Here is a 15596-nt window from a genome sequence, read left to right as displayed (position 1 = left end):
GCAGGTCAGGCTGTCTGACTACTGCCCTGGCCGTCCAGCGGTTTCCGTAGAGACGTACGGGCTTTTGGCCATGTCGTGGTCCACCGCACAACCTGCCGAACGATGGCGGTGTTTCACGTGAAACATGGACGAACGGCGATGACGGCACCTCGCATTAGCCTCATGGCTCATGGCGAGACTTCACCTCTTCGACCTTGATGGCACTCTTCTGCACGGGACCTCCGCCCCCGTGGAAATCTCACGGCAACTCGGGCTGGAAGCGGAGACCGTCGCGTTGGACCGAGAGATCTCGGCAGGGCTGATCGGGCCTCCTGAGTACGCGACGCGGGTGCACGCCCTGTGGGCGGATCTCACCGAGGCTCATGTGGCAGCCGCATTCGAGGGCGCGCCTTGGCTGGCACGTATCCGTGACGTCTGGGCGGAAATCAGGGGACGGGGCGACTACTGCGCCGTCGTGTCGCTCTCCCCCTCCTTCTTCGTAGAGCGGTTGACGGGCTGGGGCGCGCACGCGGCGCATGGCTCCCGCTTTCCAGCCGTGCCGTTCACAGAGCCCGTCGACCCGACCGGCGTGCTCAGTGCGGCGGCCAAGGTCCGCATAGCCGACCGTCTCTGTGAGGAGTTCGGAGTAGCGCGTGCCGACTGCGTCGCCTATGGGGATTCGCTGTCGGACAAGGACCTGTTCGGAGCGGTGCCGGTATCCGTCGCGGTCAACGCGGACAACCATGTTGCCGGACTCGCGACCCACTCCTACAAGGGGATGGATCTGTGGGAAGCCTATGAATTGGTGCGCCACGGAAGGTAGTTGAAGGAAATGCTCGTTCGCTCCCTCGCCCCATTCGTGAGAGAGGAAGGGGGGACTTGTGATCGGAGCAGCGGCCGGTAGGGTCGACTCCGGTTCGTGTCCGAGCTGTGATGCAGCCCCGGCGCGGGCGCGAGAGCGCAAGGCAATGCAGCCTAATGGGACGGAGAGATCGAAGACCCGCATTCCCGGGTATGCGGTCGGGGCGCCCACGGGTGGTGGGATGCTGCGGTGAGAGTAGTGCGGCCAATGTCACACTCTCGCCTTACTTGTCCGTTCCGGGTGTGGATACGGGTTGAATGTGGCCGTATTGGTCGCGAAAACGAACGGGGAGAAAGCAAGCCGTCGCGGGGGAACAGGCACCTTCCCATCGAGGAAGTGCGCAGACCGACCGAAAGATGTTCGAGGCGAGGCACACCATGGACGCTCCGACCACCACGTCGGCCGACAATGGCTCTTCCGACGGCGGGGGTGGCTGGTTCACGCCGCGCAAGCAGCCGGCGACCATTGAGGGCAGCGAACAGGAGACGGCTGAGGGCAGCCGCCTGGCAGCGATGCGCCCGCGCGGCAGGACGACGGCGGGCGACGGCACCGTCCCGGCGGCCCCTGCCGGCGATCAGCCCGCCGCGTCGTCCAGCCCGGTACAGCGAGAGCACACGGACGTCGGCACCGAACCGGCCACGGACACCCCGAGCGACACACCGGGCCACCTGTCACCCACGCCGTCGACGGCCCCCTCCGTCACGCCCCTCGACCAAGCGCCGTCCCCTCCCGCGTCGGCCCCAGGCCACGCGCCCCCTGCCTCGGTCACGCCCTCGACCCCAGGTCACGCCGCCTCTTCCGCGGCCCCTGCCGCCACCTCGCCCGCAGGACACACCCCGCCTGTTCCGGCCTCGGCCCCCCTCTCGCCCGCAGGGCAGGCCGCGCCCGCCACCGCCCAGGCTCAGGCCGCCTCAGCCCGAGAGCCGATGTCGGCTCTCACCTCCCTCTCCCCGCTCTCACGTCAGGCGCGGGTTCCGGCCCAACGCGCCGCCCCGGCCCCAGCCGCGTCCCCGGACGCAATCCTGATCCGTCGGACGATGGCCGAGATCACCCCGGTCGCCGACAAGGTCACCTCGTACTTCTACGCGCTGCTCTTCGTACGTCACCCCGACCTTCGCTCGCTGTTCCCGGCCGCGATGGACACCCAGCGCGACCGGCTGCTCAAGGCTCTGCTCACAGCGGCCGAGCACATCGACGACAAACCCGTCCTCGTCGCATACCTGCAGAACCTCGGCCGCGGCCACCGCAAGTACGGCACTCGGGCCGAGCACTATCCGGCCGTCGGCGAATGCCTCATCGGAGCGCTGAGCAAGTACGCCGTCGGCGTCTGGGACGGTGAGACGGAGGCCGCCTGGGTCCGGACGTACACGACGATCTCGCAGGTCATGATCGACGCGGCGGCGGCTGACGAACTGCGCGCACCGGCCTGGTGGTACGCGGAGGTCGTGTCGCACGACCTGAGAACGTCGGACATAGCGGTCGTCACCGTCCGTCCCGACCAGCCCTACCCCTTCCTCGCAGGGCAGTACACAAGCGTGGAGACACCCTGGTGGCCGCGGATCTGGCGGCACTACTCCTTCGCCTCCGCGCCTCGCTCCGACGGACTGCTGACGTTCCATGTGAAGGCCGTGCCCGCGGGGTGGGTCTCCAACGCGCTGGTGCACCGTGCACGGCCGGGGGACATCATCCGCCTCGGCCCGCCGACCGGTTCGATGACCGTGGACCACACCGCAGACAGCGGAATGCTCTGCCTCGGCGGCGGCACCGGCATAGCTCCCATCAAGGCCCTGGTCGAAGACATCGCCGAACACGGTCGACGGCGCCCGGTCGAGGTCTTCTACGGCGCCCGCAGCGACCACGACCTGTACGACATCGACACCTTGCTCAGGCTCCAGCAGTCCCACCCCTGGCTGGAGGTCCGCCCGGTGGTGGACCGGCACGGACTGCTGAAGCTTCCCGACGCCGTGCGTGAGTACGGACCCTGGACCGAGTACGACGCGTTTGTCTCCGGTCCGCCCGGCATGATCCGCAGGGGTGTGGACGCGCTGACGGACATCGGTATCCCGTTCGAGCGCATACGCCATGACTCGTTGGAGGAACTGGTGGCCGCCGCCGGTGACTGACCCTGTCGGCGGCTGTCAGCCCAGGTCGGGGGCGTGCATGGCGCGAACGCCCTCGATGTTTCCGTCCAGGTAGTGCCGCAGCGACAGCGGCACCAGATGGACCGAAGCGATCCCGACCCGGGTGAACGGCACCCGCACGATCTCGTACTCGCCGATGGGCTCGTCCACCTCGGGCCCGTGCCGCAGGGACGGGTCCATCGATTCCAGGCGGCAGACGAAGAAATGCTGCACCTTCACACCGGTCGCCCCGCCGTCCTCGCCTATGTGCTCGACGGTGTCGACGAAGCAGGGCACCACGTCAACGATCTTGGCGCCGAGCTCCTCGTACACCTCCCGGTGCAGCGCCTCGACGACAGTGGTGTCCGTCGGCTCGACCCCGCCACCGGGAGTCAGCCAGTACGGATCCATGCCGGGCTTGGTGCGCTTGATCAGGATCAGATCGTCGCCGTCCAGAAGGACGGCTCGAGCGGTGCGCTTGACCACGGGTCGGACGGTCATGGGAGAAATGTGGCCCGGCTGGTTCCACGTGAAACATCGCGAAACGTCATCGGTCGGGATCAGGGCGTGATAGGTGCGGATGCCCTGATCAGGTGCGTCCGCAAAGGGCCGCAGGACGAGGTCCGCGATCGCGACACCGTCGCCGGGGAGAGGTCCGTCAGACCCAGGTGGAGGCCGAGCGCAACAGCCATTCATGAGCTCGCGTGATGTGCGGCATCGCCAGCGTGCCGGTGCGGACCACGAGGAAGTACGTCCGCAGCGGGGGCACCGGCGGATCGTGCAGGGCGACGACCTCGCCGCGTTCCAGGGCGGTCACGCACAGATAGCGGGGCAGTACCGCCAGTCCGGCTCCCGCGGCCGCGCAGGCGAGTACCGCGCGCAGATCGGGGACGATCACGGACCCCGGAGCGGCCGGACGGGAGTCGTAGACCGAAGCCCAGTAACGGGAGACGAAGGGCAGGGACTCGTGCACCTCCACCACCGGGACTTCCTTGAGCGCGTTCGCCCCGTTGCGGCCCGGGGCCCCCGGGCCGATGCGCTCGGCCCAAAGGGGAGCGGCCACGAGGACGTGCTCTTCGTCGCAGAGCGGAGTCGCCGTGAGAAGAGCACCGCGAGGACGGGCCGTGCTGATGGCCAGATCGTGATGTCCGGCGGCCAGCCCTTCGAGGACCTCCTCGGCGTTGCCGAAGGACGCGCGCAGAGCGAACTGCGGTCCTTCCTCGCTGGTCAGCTCGGTGAGCGCGGGCAGTGCCCGCTCGGCGGTGAACTCGGGAGGGCCGGCGAGGTGCAGGGATCGTAAGGACGACTCGTCGTCGAGCCCGGTCTCGGCGATCTCCACCAGGGCGTCGAGATGGGGCGCTGCCTTGTGGGCGAGCTCGTCGCCGATGGTCGTCGGCGTCACTCCGCGGGCCTGCCGCAGGAACAGGGGGCGGCCCAACTGCCGCTCCAGAGTACGGATCTGCGAGGTGACGGCCGGTTGTGACAGCCCGAGCAACGCGGCGGCGCGGGTGAAGGAACCGGCCCGGTGCACGGTCACAAAGGTGCGCAGCAAGGCCAGATCCATGCGACAGCCTCCCCTTCCCCGCCCTTCTCTCCACCCCCAGAGCAGGGTCCAACTATAAATAAGTCGATAGGTCGCTGTCGCTACTGTGATTGGACACTGACAGACAGTCAACTAGCCTTGTTCGCGCGGTTCTTCGCGCGCGGAACCGAGGGCGGTCCGAGCCACGAGGGGGGAGGCTCGGACCGTCCGGCCCCTCGTGAGCAGGGCTGCGCGGGCTCGCTGAGCGACCGGTCACCGCGCCGATTCGCCCAGCGCACGCCGGACGTCGGCAACCAGGTCCTCGGGATCCTCAGCTCCGATCGACATCCGAACGAACCCCTCCGGTACGGCGTCGCCGCCCCAGCGCCCCCGCCGTTCCGCCGTGGACCGGACCCCGCCGAAGCTGGTCGCGTCGTCGACGAGCCGGAGGGCATCGAGGAAACGCTCGGCACGCGCGCGCGTGGGCAGCGTGAAGGACACCACGCACCCGTATCGCCGCATCTGCCGTGAGGCGACGGCGTGCGACGGATCGTCGGGCAGTCCCGGATAGCGCACCCCGAGCTCCTCCGGCCAGTCCCGCAGCACTTCGGCGACCGCGAGGGCGTTGGCGTTCTGCCGCTCCGCGCGGAGGTGGAGCGTGGCGAGCGAACGGTGCGCGAGCCAGGCCTCCATGGGCCCGGGGATCGCCCCGACGATCTTGCGCCAGCGCCGTACGGCCGCCATGGCCTCGGCGTCGCGGCCGGTGACGTATCCGAGCAGTACGTCGCCGTGTCCCGTCAGCTGCTTGGTGCCGCTGGCCACCGAGAAGTCGGCACCGAGCTCCAGCGGGCGCTGCCCGAGCGGGGTGGCGAGCGTGTTGTCCACGGCGACGCGGGCGCCACCCGCGTGTGCGGCCTCGACGAGCCGCCGGACGTCGCACACGTCGAGCCCGGGGTTCGACGGAGTCTCGATCCACAGCAGCTTCGCGCCGTCCAGGACGTCGAGCTGGGCGTCCCCGCCGGTCGGCGCCGTGCGCACCTCGATGCCGTACGACTCCAGCTGCGCCCGCACCAGAGGCAGCGCCTGGTAGCCGTCGCCGGGCAGGACGACCGCGTCGCCGGCACGCAGCTGGGAGAAGAGCACCGATGAGGTCGCGGCCATGCCCGACGCGAAGACCAGCGTCTCGACGCCGTCCTCCCCCGGTGCCTCCAGCTCGCCGATGGCGTGCTCCAGGTGGGTCCAGGTCGGGTTCTCGTCGCGGCCGTAGGTGTACGGCCCCGTGGGCTCGCCCGGCAGGTGGTAGTGGGCGGCGAACACCGGGCCCGGCAGGGTCGGCTCGTACTTGACCGGCTCGGGCAGCCCGGCCCGCACCGCGCGCGTGCCGTCGCCGTCGGCGGGGAGTCCCTTCGGACGGGTGCCGCTCATGCCGCCCGTCCTCCCGTCTGCTCGTGAACCGCTGTGAGCAGGCCCGTGCTTGCGGCCTCCACCATCTGCAGGCACTCCTCGAAGCCGTCCCGGCCGCCGTAGTACGGGTCGGGCACATCCAGGTCGTCGCCCGCGGCGGGGTCGTAGGAACGCAGCAACCGCACCTTCGCCGCGTCCTCGGGGGTGGGCGCGAGTCGGCGCAGGGCCCTGAGGTGACCGGAGTCGAGCGCGATGACGAGGTCGAGACGGGCGAACCAGGAAGGCCGGAACTGCCGGGCCGTGTGACCGCTGTCGTAACCGTGCTCCTCCAGGACCGAGACAGTGCGCGGGTCGGCCGGGTCGCCCTCGTGCCAGCCGCCGGTGCCGGCGCTGTCGACCTCGACCAGGCCGTCGAGCCCGGCTTCGGCCACGCGCGCGCGGAAGACGGACTCGGCCATCGGCGAGCGGCAGATGTTGCCGGTGCAGACGAAGCAGACGCGGTAGGTCATTGGATGCTCAGTCCCCGTCGGGAAGGATCATGTGGAGGGCCCAGGAGACGATCGAGATGATCAGGCCACCGAGTACCGCCGTCCAGAAGCCGTCGACGTGGAAGCTCAGGTCGAACTTGTCGGCGAGCCACGAGGTCAGCAGCAGCATCAAGGCGTTGACGACCAGCGTGAACAGGCCGAGCGTCAGGATGAGCAGCGGCAGGCTGAAAAGCTTCACTATGGGCTTGACCAGGAAGTTCACCACGCCGAAGATCAGCGCGACGAGTATCAGGGTGCCGACCTTCTTGCCCGTGCTGTCACCGGTGAGGGTGATCTTGTCGAGCAGCCAGACGGCGACCGCCAGGGCGCCCGCGTTGGCGATCGTCTTGACTACGAAATTCTTCATGTGTCTGATCGTGGCAGACGAGATCGGCCATGAGCACTGGTGATGAGGGCGGACGAGGGCGATGAAGGCATTCCGGCTGGACGAACTGGAGGCGGAGCGCGCCGCCAATGAGGGTGCCTACCTGCAGTTTCTGCGCGAGCGGAACATGTCGGTCGGTCTGTACGCGCTCAACGCCGGCGAGCATGATCCACAGAAGCCGCACAACCAGGACGAGGTCTACTTCGTTGTGAGCGGCCGCGCCCAGATCACCGTCGGCATGGAGACCACCCAGGTGGCACGCGGCAGCGTGGTGTACGTCCCGGCCGGAGTCGCCCACAAGTTCCACCACATCAGCGAGGACCTTCGGGTGCTCGTGGTGTTCTCTCCGCCCGAGAGCTGACCTCTGCCCTCAGGGTTCCCTAGGGGATCGATCAGGGGAGGACAAGGGCTGCGTGGCCCCCGCCGGGGCACTTGGCCGCCCTAGCATCGAGTGCAGGGAATCAGCAGGTTCCCCGGGACCGGGACCCGCACCGTGACGGGCGGAGAGATGAGGACGAGGGCGATGCGTGAGATCTTCGCGGGACTGCCGTGGTGGGTGAAGTGGATCGCGGTGCCGGTCATCGCTCTGGTCGTGTTCGGCGGGCTGATCGCCAGCGTCGTCGGATTTGTCATCGGACTGCTCTTCAAGGTGCTGCTCTTCGTGGCGCTGGTCGGGGGACTCATCTACGTCGTACGGAAGTTCACTTCCAGCTCCTCGTCGCGCAGCGACTGGTGAGAGGCGTGGGGCGAGGGAAGCGGTAACAGGAATTGCCGGTTCCCTCGGGCGAGGGAAGTTTCCCGGGCAGCACGTCTGTCGGCGGTGGCAGGCGAATAGAGTCCGGAAATCGACGCGGGGGGCACCCCGCGAGCTGGCGTGCACCCCCACCCGTGTTCCCCCGGCACGGGCTCCCCCCTCGCGCTTCGGGAGTGACCCTTGGCCACGGTTGACACCGCCCCCTCAGACCCCCACGCATCCGTCGGACGGCCGTGTTCCTCGGTGCCCCAGGTACCGCGGCAGGCGTCCCCCGTCCCCTCCGAGCAGCCCCACTCGGCGACGCTCATCGGATCCGTCCAGCGGGCGATGCGCCTGTTGGAATGCGTCGCCGAACACGAATACGGAGCGCCCGCCAAACAACTCGCTCGCGAGACGGGCCTGGCGCTGCCCACCGCCTACCACCTGCTGCGCACACTGGTGCACGAGGGCTATCTGCACCGTGACAAAGGGCTGTTCTTCCTCGGTGACGCGGCCGTACGGCTGAGCAGCAGCGCAGCCAAGCAGAAACGTCGCAGCACGGTCGCCGACGCACTCGCCCACTGCCGTGACGCCATCGGCGTCCCCGTGTACTACGCCCTGTACCGGGACGGCGAGATCGAGGTCATGTGCGTCTCCGACACTCCGGGCAACCCCGCCGTCGAGGAATGGGCCGACTTTCGTGAGACCGCCCACGCGCACGCCATCGGCCAGTGCCTGCTGTCCCAGCTGGACGAGGACGCCCGTCGGGACCACCTCGACCGCCACCCCGTGCAGTCCATCACCCCGTACACGGTGCGCGACAGCCGCACCCTGCTCCGACGGCTCGACCAGGCCCGAAGCGCCCAACCGGTGACCGAACGTCAGGAGTACGCGCTGGGCACGGTGTGCGCGGCGATCCCGATCACCGTGGGCACCACGGCCGCCACGATGGCCATTTCGCTGCCCGTTCACCAGGCCGACCGGCTGCTGTCGGCGGCGCGGCAACTGCAGGACGAAATCGGGCGGCTGCTGGGGTCACTCGCGATCTCTATCAGTATCTGAAAACTCACTCCTTGTGATCTCTCGTGTACGTTCAGCAAGATTCCACCAGTGTCGGGGTCCGTTCCCGGCCAGTCGACGGCAAACGACGGGGTAGGCGATGCGAGAGTCCGTACAGGCAGAGGTCATGATGAGCTTCCTCGTCTCCGAGGAGCTCTCTTTCCGCATCCCGGTGGAGCTGCGCTACGAGACCTGTGATCCCTATGCCGTACGGCTGACCTTCCACCTGCCCGGAGACGCCCCGGTGACATGGGCGTTCGGCCGTGAGCTGCTGGTCGACGGGGTCGGCCGGCCTTGCGGGGAGGGTGACGTACGGGTTTCACCGGCCGGTGCCGAGACCTTGGGTGACGTGCTGATCAGGCTTCAGGTGGGCGCCGACCAAGCGTTGTTCCGCTCCTCCGTGGCGCCGCTCGTGGCTTTCCTCGACCGCACGGACAAACTGGTGCCACTCGGGCAGGAGGGTGCGCTGGCCGACTTCGACGCCCACCTCGACGAGGCTCTGGACCGCATCCTGGCGGAGGAGCAGAGCGCGGGCTGAGGCTTCAGGGTCGTGGGCGTGCGTGACGTAACGCTTCGCCGGGTGCCAGGGGCACTGCCGACGGGCGCCTGTGCCGCAGGTGCTCGGGTTCGGCGGAGGCCGCGGGCGCGGCCGGCGCTCACCAGCTCCACGGGCGGGGCGGGACGCCTTCCTCCCGCGGGGTGCACTCCGCACGCCCCCGTACGGGCGGTCGCACGAGACCGGCGTCCGCCCCCCTCACCGCTTGCGCCGACGACCCCGTCCGCCGCGTGCGGCAGGCGGGCCCGCAGCCGGCCGTTCAGCAGCCGCGGGCGTACCCGCCGGAGCGGGACGGGCACCCGCGGGCACCGCCCCCTTCTCCGGCCGGTCGGCGGAAACCACCAGCGCCGCGAGAGCCGTGGTGACGGGCACCGACGCGACCAGCCCGATCGAGCCCACCAGCGTCCGCACGATCTCCTCCGCCACCAGCTCGCTGTTGGCGACCGTGCCGACGCCGCTCTGCGCGATCGAGAAGAGCAGCAGCAGCGGCAGCGCGGCGCCCGCGTAGGCGAGGACGAGTGTGTTGACCACGGACGCGATGTGGTCGCGGCCGATCCGGATACCCGCTTGGTACAGCCCGCGCCAGCCCATCGTGGGGTTGGCCTCGTGGAGCTCCCAGACGGCGGACGTCTGGGTGACCGTCACGTCGTCGAGGACACCGAGCGAGCCGATGATGATTCCGGCGAGCAGCAGACCACTCATGTCGATCGACGGGTACAGGCCGTGGATCAGTCCGGTGTTGTCGTCGGTGTTGCCAGTGAGCGCCGCCCAGTCGATGAACACCGAGCCGAGGAAGCCGATCAGCAACAGCGAGATGAGCGTGCCGAGCACCGCGACGGACGTCCGGGCCGACAAGCCGTGGCACAGGTACAGGGCGATGAGCATGATGGCGCTCGACCCGACCACCGCCACGACCAGCGGGTTGGAGCCCTGAAGGATCGCCGGCAGGATGAAGAAGTTCAGCACCATGAAGCTGATGGCCAGCGAGATCAGCGCCATGACACCACGCATCCGCCCGACGATCACGACGGCGACCGCGAAGATGCCGGCGAGCACGGACAACGGCACTCGACGGTTCACGTCGGTGACCGAGTACTGCAGGTCCTTGGGCGCCGAGGGTTCGTAGGCGACCACGACCTCCTGGCCCTCGCTCAACTGCCGTGACTGGTCGGGCTGCACGATCTCCGTGAACGTCCGGCCCTTGTCCTTGCCGGTGTCGACGCGGATCGTCGCCTTCTTGCAGGTGCCGTTCTCCTGCTGCACGGCGGAGGAGCCCTCGGCCGTGGAGGTGTCACCGGTCGGGGGCACCCCCGAGGCGCCTGCTTCCTTGCAGCTCACCTCGACCACCTGGGTGACCGTGGCTTGCTGCGTCTGCCGGTCGAAGCCGACGCCTGTGCGCTCGTGCGGCGGGGCGCCGCCCGGCCACAGCACGACGAGCCCCACCATCACTGCCGCGGCGAACGGGATCAGGACCGCCGCGATGACCTTGCGCAGATGCTGGGAGACGGGCGCCGCGGGGCCGTGGGCGTGACTGTGCGAGTGCCCATGGCCGCCGCCCCCGCCTCCACCCTGGCCCCCGCCACCGTCACCGTGCGAGCCACCGGAACCGGGCCCATGCCCGTGCCCCCCACCCCCGAAGTCGTCCCCGTGGCCGCCCCCGAAGCCATCCCCGTGACCGCCCCCGGAACCCGGCCCATGACCGTGTCCCCCGCCGAAGTCGTCCCCGTGACCGCCCCCGAAGCCGTCCCCGCTCCCCCCACCAGGTCCGCGACCGGGCCCTTCCACGTCCCCGGGCCCTCGCCCCGGCGCGCCGCGATAGGCGGGACCGTAACCCCGTACGCCACCCGCCCGGGGCCCCCGCTCGTGCCCGCCGCCGGCGCCGGTCCCGCCTCCGCTGCCATGCTCCTGCACCCCACCGGAACCCCGGCCGTGCTCGTGCCAGCCGTCGGATCCAGCCGCGTGGTCGCCGGACCCATCGCCGGACCCATCGCCGGAACCACGGCCGAACTCACCGTCGTATCTGCCTCGGGGCATCGCCGAACCCCGGCCGTCCGTAAGGCCGTTGCCTCGTGCGGGGCCGTTTCCGGAGCCCGAGCCGCGGTGCGGCTCGGGCGGTGGGTACGGAGGTTCATGCGTCGTGGTCACCGACCGATCATCGCAAGAACGAGGGGGGCCCTCTGTTCACCGCGCCCGAATTGACGCTAGCGTGGAGCCACCTTTGTACACGCGGGAGCTCGGAGCACCGGGCTGAGAGGGCGCTGACCTCCGTCCCAGCGATGTTTCACATGAAACATCACCCATCGCGAGTGATGTTGCACACGAAACATCGGCAGACGGATACCGCTGCGTCGACCGCCGAACCTGTTACCGGGTAATGCCGGCGTAGGGAGTAGGTCTCATGACCATCAAGGACGCGCGCACGCCTGCCTCCGTTCAGGACGAGAAGTCCCAGGAGGCCGGGAAGTCCATCGGCTGGCACAAGGCGTACGTCGAGGGCTCACGCCCCGATCTGCGGGTGCCGGTCCGCCAGGTGCACCTCACCAACGGGCAGTCGGTCACGCTGTACGACACGTCGGGCCCGTACACCGATCCACTCGCCGAGACGGATGTCCGCAGGGGGCTGCCTCCGTTGCGGGAGAACTGGATCATCGCCCGCGGCGACACAGAGGAGTACGCGGGCCGTCCCGTCCGTCCCGAGGACGACGGGATCAAGCACACCTCGCCGCGTGGTGGCCTGCGCAACCTCGACGCCGTCTTCCCCGGCAGGCCGCGTCAGCCGCGTCGTAGCCGGGACGGCAAGGCGGTGACGCAGCTCGCCTACGCGCGCCGTGGCGAGATCACTCCCGAGATGGAGTTCGTAGCCATCAGGGAGAACGTTTCTCCCGAGGTGGTGCGCGACGAGATCGCGGCGGGCCGGGCGGTGCTGCCGGCCAACGTCAACCACCCGGAGATCGAGCCGATGATCATCGGCAAGCGGTTCCTGGTGAAGGTCAACGCCAACATCGGCAACTCCGCGGTCACCTCCTCCATCGAGGAGGAGGTCGAGAAGATGACCTGGGCGACCCGCTGGGGTGCCGACACGGTCATGGACCTGTCCACCGGCCGCAACATCCACACCACGCGCGAATGGGTGCTGCGCAACTCCCCCGTCCCGATCGGCACGGTGCCGCTCTACCAGGCGCTGGAGAAGGTGGACGGCCGCGCCGAGGAACTGACCTGGGAGATCTACAAGGACACGGTCATCGAGCAGGCCGAGCAGGGCGTGGACTACATGACGGTCCACGCGGGCGTGCGCCTGCCGTACGTACCGCTCACCGCCAACCGCAAGACCGGCATCGTCTCCCGTGGCGGCTCGATCATGGCCGCGTGGTGCCTCGCGCACCACAAGGAGAGCTTCCTGTACGAGAACTTCGAGGAGCTGTGCGAGATCCTCGCGGCGTACGACGTCACGTACTCGCTCGGCGACGGCCTGCGGCCGGGCTCGATCGCGGACGCCAACGACGAGGCGCAGTTCGCGGAGTTGAAGACGCTCGGGGAACTCAACACGATCGCCAAGCGTTTCAACGTACAGACCATGATCGAGGGCCCGGGACATGTCCCGATGCACAAGATCAAGGAGAACATCGACCTTCAGCAGGAGATCTGCGATGAAGCTCCGTTCTATACGCTCGGCCCGCTGACCACGGACGTCGCGCCGGCGTACGACCACATCACCTCCGGCATCGGTGCCGCGATGATCGCCTGGTGGGGCACGGCCATGCTCTGCTACGTCACGCCCAAGGAGCACCTGGGCCTGCCCAACCGTGACGACGTCAAGACCGGCGTCATCACCTACAAGATCGCCGCCCACGCGGCCGACCTCGCCAAGGGGCACCCGGGCGCCCAGGAGTGGGACGACGCGCTGTCCGACGCCCGCTTCGAGTTCCGGTGGGAGGACCAGTTCAACCTGGCCCTCGACCCGGACACCGCCCGCGAGTTCCACGACGAGACACTGCCGGCCGAGCCCGCCAAGACGGCTCACTTCTGCTCCATGTGCGGGCCGAAGTTCTGCTCGATGAAGATCTCCCAGGACATCCGCCGCGAACACGGCGGTTCCCGGCAGGAGATCGAGGACGGCATGGCGCGGAAGTCGGAGGAGTTCGCGGCGGCGGGCAACCGGGTGTACTTGCCGATCGCGGACTGAGTGAATGCCGGCCGGGCAGGGGAACCCGCACCAGCGGCGCCCCTGCCCGCCGCACGCGAGGATCGCCCGCCCACCCGTCCCCGTAACGGAACGGGCACTACGCCGCTCGATGCGACCAAGATCCCTAGGGTCTTCCGTGTGAGTGGGATCGATGTCACCAACGGAGTGGTCGGCGCCTTCATCGGCATGCTGTTCGCGGTGCTGTTCCAACAGCCCCTGCAAAACCTCTGGTACCGGCTGCGCAGACGGTCGGCCAGTGCGCTGCGCAGTCTGGGGCGCAAGGAGGAGTCCGGGCCCGCCTGGAGCACCTTCTCGCTGGGGCCGCTGCAGACGTCCGCGCTGATCGTCGAAGGGGACGGTGACAAGCCGATACCCCCGGAGGCGGTGTACGTCCATGTGCTCGACGGCGAGGTGGAGTTGCCGCCCGACATGGCCGACTGGCGTGCGGAGGTGGCCGAGGAGAGCGAGCGACTGCGGGCCGAGGGCCGCACCCCGTTGTGGAACGGGCCGCGGTACGCGGTCGAGTCGGTCGACATCTCCCGTACCCCTCTCGACGAGACGCCCGAAGTCCATCTGCGGCTTCGGCCCACGGACTACTACACGTTCCTGGCCGCCCAGCAGCTCGACCGCCGGCTGCCCGACGGCACGACGCCCCGCTCCCGGTATCTGGACCCGGAGAAGCCGCTGCGGGCACCGGACTTCCTCCAGTGCAGCTTCGCCGTCAACATCGCCGTGGTCACCGCCGACGACATGCTGGTGGTCAGCCGGCGCAGTGACCGGGTGCGCATGGCACCGGGCGTGTGGAACTCCTCCGTCAACGAGGGCCTGTCACGCCACATCGACTCCTCAGGCAGAAGCGCACCGGATCTGCACGCGGTGGCCCGCCGGGGCATGCGCGAGGAACTGGCCGTGGAGCCCCACGAGTACACGCTCGAACTGCTGGCGTTCGTCCTGGACATCGACAAACGTCACTGGAGCGGGCACTTCTACGCCCGGCTCAAGGAACTGAAGAGCACCGATCTCCAGACGCGGATGAGCCGGGGCGTCGCGGACCGGTGGGAGCACGAGACCATCGAGTACGTGCCCTTCCGGCCGGCCGCCGTGGTCAAGTATCTGTTGCGGGCTGACCGCGTGCATCGATGGGCGCCCCTGGCACCGGCTCTGTTCCATCTGTCCCTCGTGCACGCCTTCAGCCGGACCCTGGTCGAACGGGTGGAAGCGCAGTGCCTCCGCCGTCTGTAGTGCCGGCCGAGGGCCGTACCACCGGGTCTTCGGCTTGCGCTCCCTGGTCGGGGGCGCAAGCCGAGGGGCAATCCGGCCGGCGTCGCTCGGTGGTGTCACCGCGGTCGACGTCACTCCGGCTGGTGTTCCGGCCCCCCGAAGTCCGGGCTCGTGTAGTCCGGGCTGGTGAAGCTCGGGCGCGGACCTGAAGTGGATCCGTCACCCGGGCTGCTGAAGCCGGGGCGGCCGTAGCCGAGGTTCGGCATGCGGCCGGCCGGTGTCGACGGCGGCGGCGTGTGGTGCAGCGCCGACGCCGTGCCGGGATCGGTGAGGGCCTCCCGAAGGAACGGCACGATGCCGCGCTCCAGCAGGGCTTCCCGCCAGGCTTCCTTGGCCCGGGCCACCTCCTCGCTCAGTTCGCCGTACGGCCCGCCGTCGAACGCGGGACGGTTGCGCAGGGCGGTGAGCAGGAGTCCGACGGCGGCGACCAGGATGGCGGCCGCGGCCAGGGCACCGAAGACCCATCCGGTGGTGAGCATCGTCTGGGCGAACGCCGGCTCGGGGCTGAGCATCTTCAGGATGTAGCCGACGAGCAGGAAGATCGCCGCGGCGGTGCCGGCGAGGACGGGCGCCAGGACGGCGAGGACGGCGACGACGCCGGGCCCCGCGGTCTCGGCGACCTCTCCCATGGTGGTGGCGAGCCCCATCGCGCCGCCGCCCGACTCGGTGGAGCCGGACTCACGGGTGGACGACGGGGTGGACGGCGCCGGTTGACGCAGTTCCTCGCGGACCTTCACGTAGTGCTGGTACTCGGTCGCCGCAGCCGCCGTGATGAGTGCGGTGGCGTTGAGCGCCATGGTGCGCAGCTGTTCGGGGTTGAGCCGCTGTCCGACAGCGGTCAGTTCCGGGCGGTGTGGTGCGGAGCGCAGCGCCTCATCGAGGATCCGCTCGTATTCCTGGCGGTCCTCGCTGTGCAGGTGCTGCGGAACGCTGTTCATGTGCATCCCCCGATGCTCCGTAGGGCTTGGGGCTCGCATGCCAACGA

15 protein-coding genes and 1 riboswitch are annotated in these 15596 nt (G+C 69.2%); of the genes, 8 read left to right on the top strand and 7 right to left on the bottom strand.

From position 1 onward, the window contains the following. Positions 1 to 169: 169 nt before the first annotated feature. Positions 170 to 802, top strand: coding sequence for an HAD family hydrolase (locus ACFYNL_RS16905; RefSeq protein ID WP_388803329.1), 633 nt, complete (start codon positions 170 to 172; stop codon positions 800 to 802). 416 nt (positions 803 to 1218) lie between these two features. Next, on the top strand, positions 1219 to 2964 hold the full coding sequence (locus ACFYNL_RS16900; RefSeq protein WP_388803327.1) for a globin domain-containing protein: 1746 nt from the start codon (positions 1219 to 1221) through the stop codon (positions 2962 to 2964). Positions 2965 to 2979: 15 nt separating this feature from the next. Here ACFYNL_RS16900 and ACFYNL_RS16895 read toward each other — a convergent pair whose 3' ends face one another. From ACFYNL_RS16895 to ACFYNL_RS16875, 5 genes are all read right to left on the bottom strand, one after another. Next, positions 2980 to 3462 (bottom strand): NUDIX domain-containing protein, encoded by a 483-nt coding sequence (locus ACFYNL_RS16895; RefSeq protein ID WP_388803324.1) that lies wholly within the window; start codon positions 3460 to 3462, stop codon positions 2980 to 2982. Positions 3463 to 3619: 157 nt separating this feature from the next. Next, complete coding sequence (locus ACFYNL_RS16890; RefSeq protein ID WP_388803321.1) at positions 3620 to 4525, bottom strand: LysR substrate-binding domain-containing protein; 906 nt, start codon at positions 4523 to 4525, stop codon at positions 3620 to 3622. Positions 4526 to 4756: 231 nt separating this feature from the next. Then, positions 4757 to 5908: a cystathionine gamma-lyase gene (locus ACFYNL_RS16885; RefSeq protein ID WP_388803317.1), complete on the bottom strand. Its 1152-nt coding sequence runs from the start codon at positions 5906 to 5908 to the stop codon at positions 4757 to 4759. Next, on the bottom strand, positions 5905 to 6396 hold the full coding sequence (locus ACFYNL_RS16880) for a low molecular weight protein-tyrosine-phosphatase (protein ID WP_388803315.1): 492 nt from the start codon (positions 6394 to 6396) through the stop codon (positions 5905 to 5907). The genes ACFYNL_RS16885 and ACFYNL_RS16880 overlap by 4 nt, the downstream gene beginning before the upstream one ends. A 7-nt stretch (positions 6397 to 6403) precedes the next feature. Next, entirely contained in the window at positions 6404 to 6781 is a 378-nt protein-coding gene (locus tag ACFYNL_RS16875; RefSeq protein ID WP_388803312.1) for a phage holin family protein, read from the bottom strand. Between the two features lie 61 nt (positions 6782 to 6842). On the opposite strand from ACFYNL_RS16875, the gene ACFYNL_RS16870 reads away from it, so the two are divergent. The 4 genes from ACFYNL_RS16870 to ACFYNL_RS16855 all read left to right on the top strand — a co-directional run bounded on the left by ACFYNL_RS16870 (position 6843) and on the right by ACFYNL_RS16855 (position 9129). Next, complete coding sequence (locus ACFYNL_RS16870) at positions 6843 to 7160, top strand: cupin domain-containing protein (protein ID WP_019755167.1); 318 nt, start codon at positions 6843 to 6845, stop codon at positions 7158 to 7160. 162 nt (positions 7161 to 7322) lie between these two features. Then, positions 7323 to 7535 carry a DUF5326 family protein gene (locus ACFYNL_RS16865; RefSeq protein ID WP_388803309.1) on the top strand — a complete coding sequence of 71 codons (213 nt, stop codon included), beginning with the start codon at positions 7323 to 7325 and terminating at the stop codon, positions 7533 to 7535. A 261-nt stretch (positions 7536 to 7796) separates the two neighbouring features. Continuing rightward, positions 7797 to 8594 carry an IclR family transcriptional regulator gene (locus ACFYNL_RS16860; RefSeq protein ID WP_388803306.1) on the top strand — a complete coding sequence of 266 codons (798 nt, stop codon included), beginning with the start codon at positions 7797 to 7799 and terminating at the stop codon, positions 8592 to 8594. A gap of 97 nt (positions 8595 to 8691) precedes the next feature. Beyond that, a complete protein-coding gene (locus ACFYNL_RS16855; RefSeq protein ID WP_356582019.1) occupies positions 8692 to 9129 on the top strand; it encodes an SsgA family sporulation/cell division regulator in 438 nt (145 codons plus the stop codon). A 216-nt stretch (positions 9130 to 9345) separates the two neighbouring features. On the opposite strand, the gene ACFYNL_RS16850 is transcribed toward ACFYNL_RS16855, so the two are convergent. Next, on the bottom strand, positions 9346 to 10932 hold the full coding sequence (locus tag ACFYNL_RS16850; RefSeq protein ID WP_388803303.1) for a YibE/F family protein: 1587 nt from the start codon (positions 10930 to 10932) through the stop codon (positions 9346 to 9348). 431 nt (positions 10933 to 11363) lie between these two features. Beyond that, a riboswitch (TPP riboswitch) is annotated at positions 11364 to 11553 on the top strand. Here ACFYNL_RS16850 and thiC point away from each other — a divergent pair. After that, positions 11546 to 13330 carry a phosphomethylpyrimidine synthase ThiC gene (gene thiC, locus ACFYNL_RS16845; protein WP_388803300.1) on the top strand — a complete coding sequence of 595 codons (1785 nt, stop codon included), beginning with the start codon at positions 11546 to 11548 and terminating at the stop codon, positions 13328 to 13330. (Overlaps the previous riboswitch by 8 nt.) A 138-nt stretch (positions 13331 to 13468) precedes the next feature. Then, on the top strand, positions 13469 to 14572 hold the full coding sequence (locus ACFYNL_RS16840) for a hypothetical protein (protein WP_388803296.1): 1104 nt from the start codon (positions 13469 to 13471) through the stop codon (positions 14570 to 14572). A gap of 110 nt (positions 14573 to 14682) precedes the next feature. Here ACFYNL_RS16840 and ACFYNL_RS16835 read toward each other — a convergent pair whose 3' ends face one another. Beyond that, a complete protein-coding gene (locus ACFYNL_RS16835) occupies positions 14683 to 15555 on the bottom strand; it encodes a hypothetical protein (protein WP_388803293.1) in 873 nt (290 codons plus the stop codon). Positions 15556 to 15596: the final 41 nt, after the last annotated feature.

The sequence above is a fragment of the Streptomyces sp. NPDC007808 genome (genome assembly GCF_042868655.1).
Taxonomy (GTDB): domain Bacteria; phylum Actinomycetota; class Actinomycetes; order Streptomycetales; family Streptomycetaceae; genus Streptomyces.
This window is presented reverse-complemented; position numbering and strand designations above follow the sequence as displayed.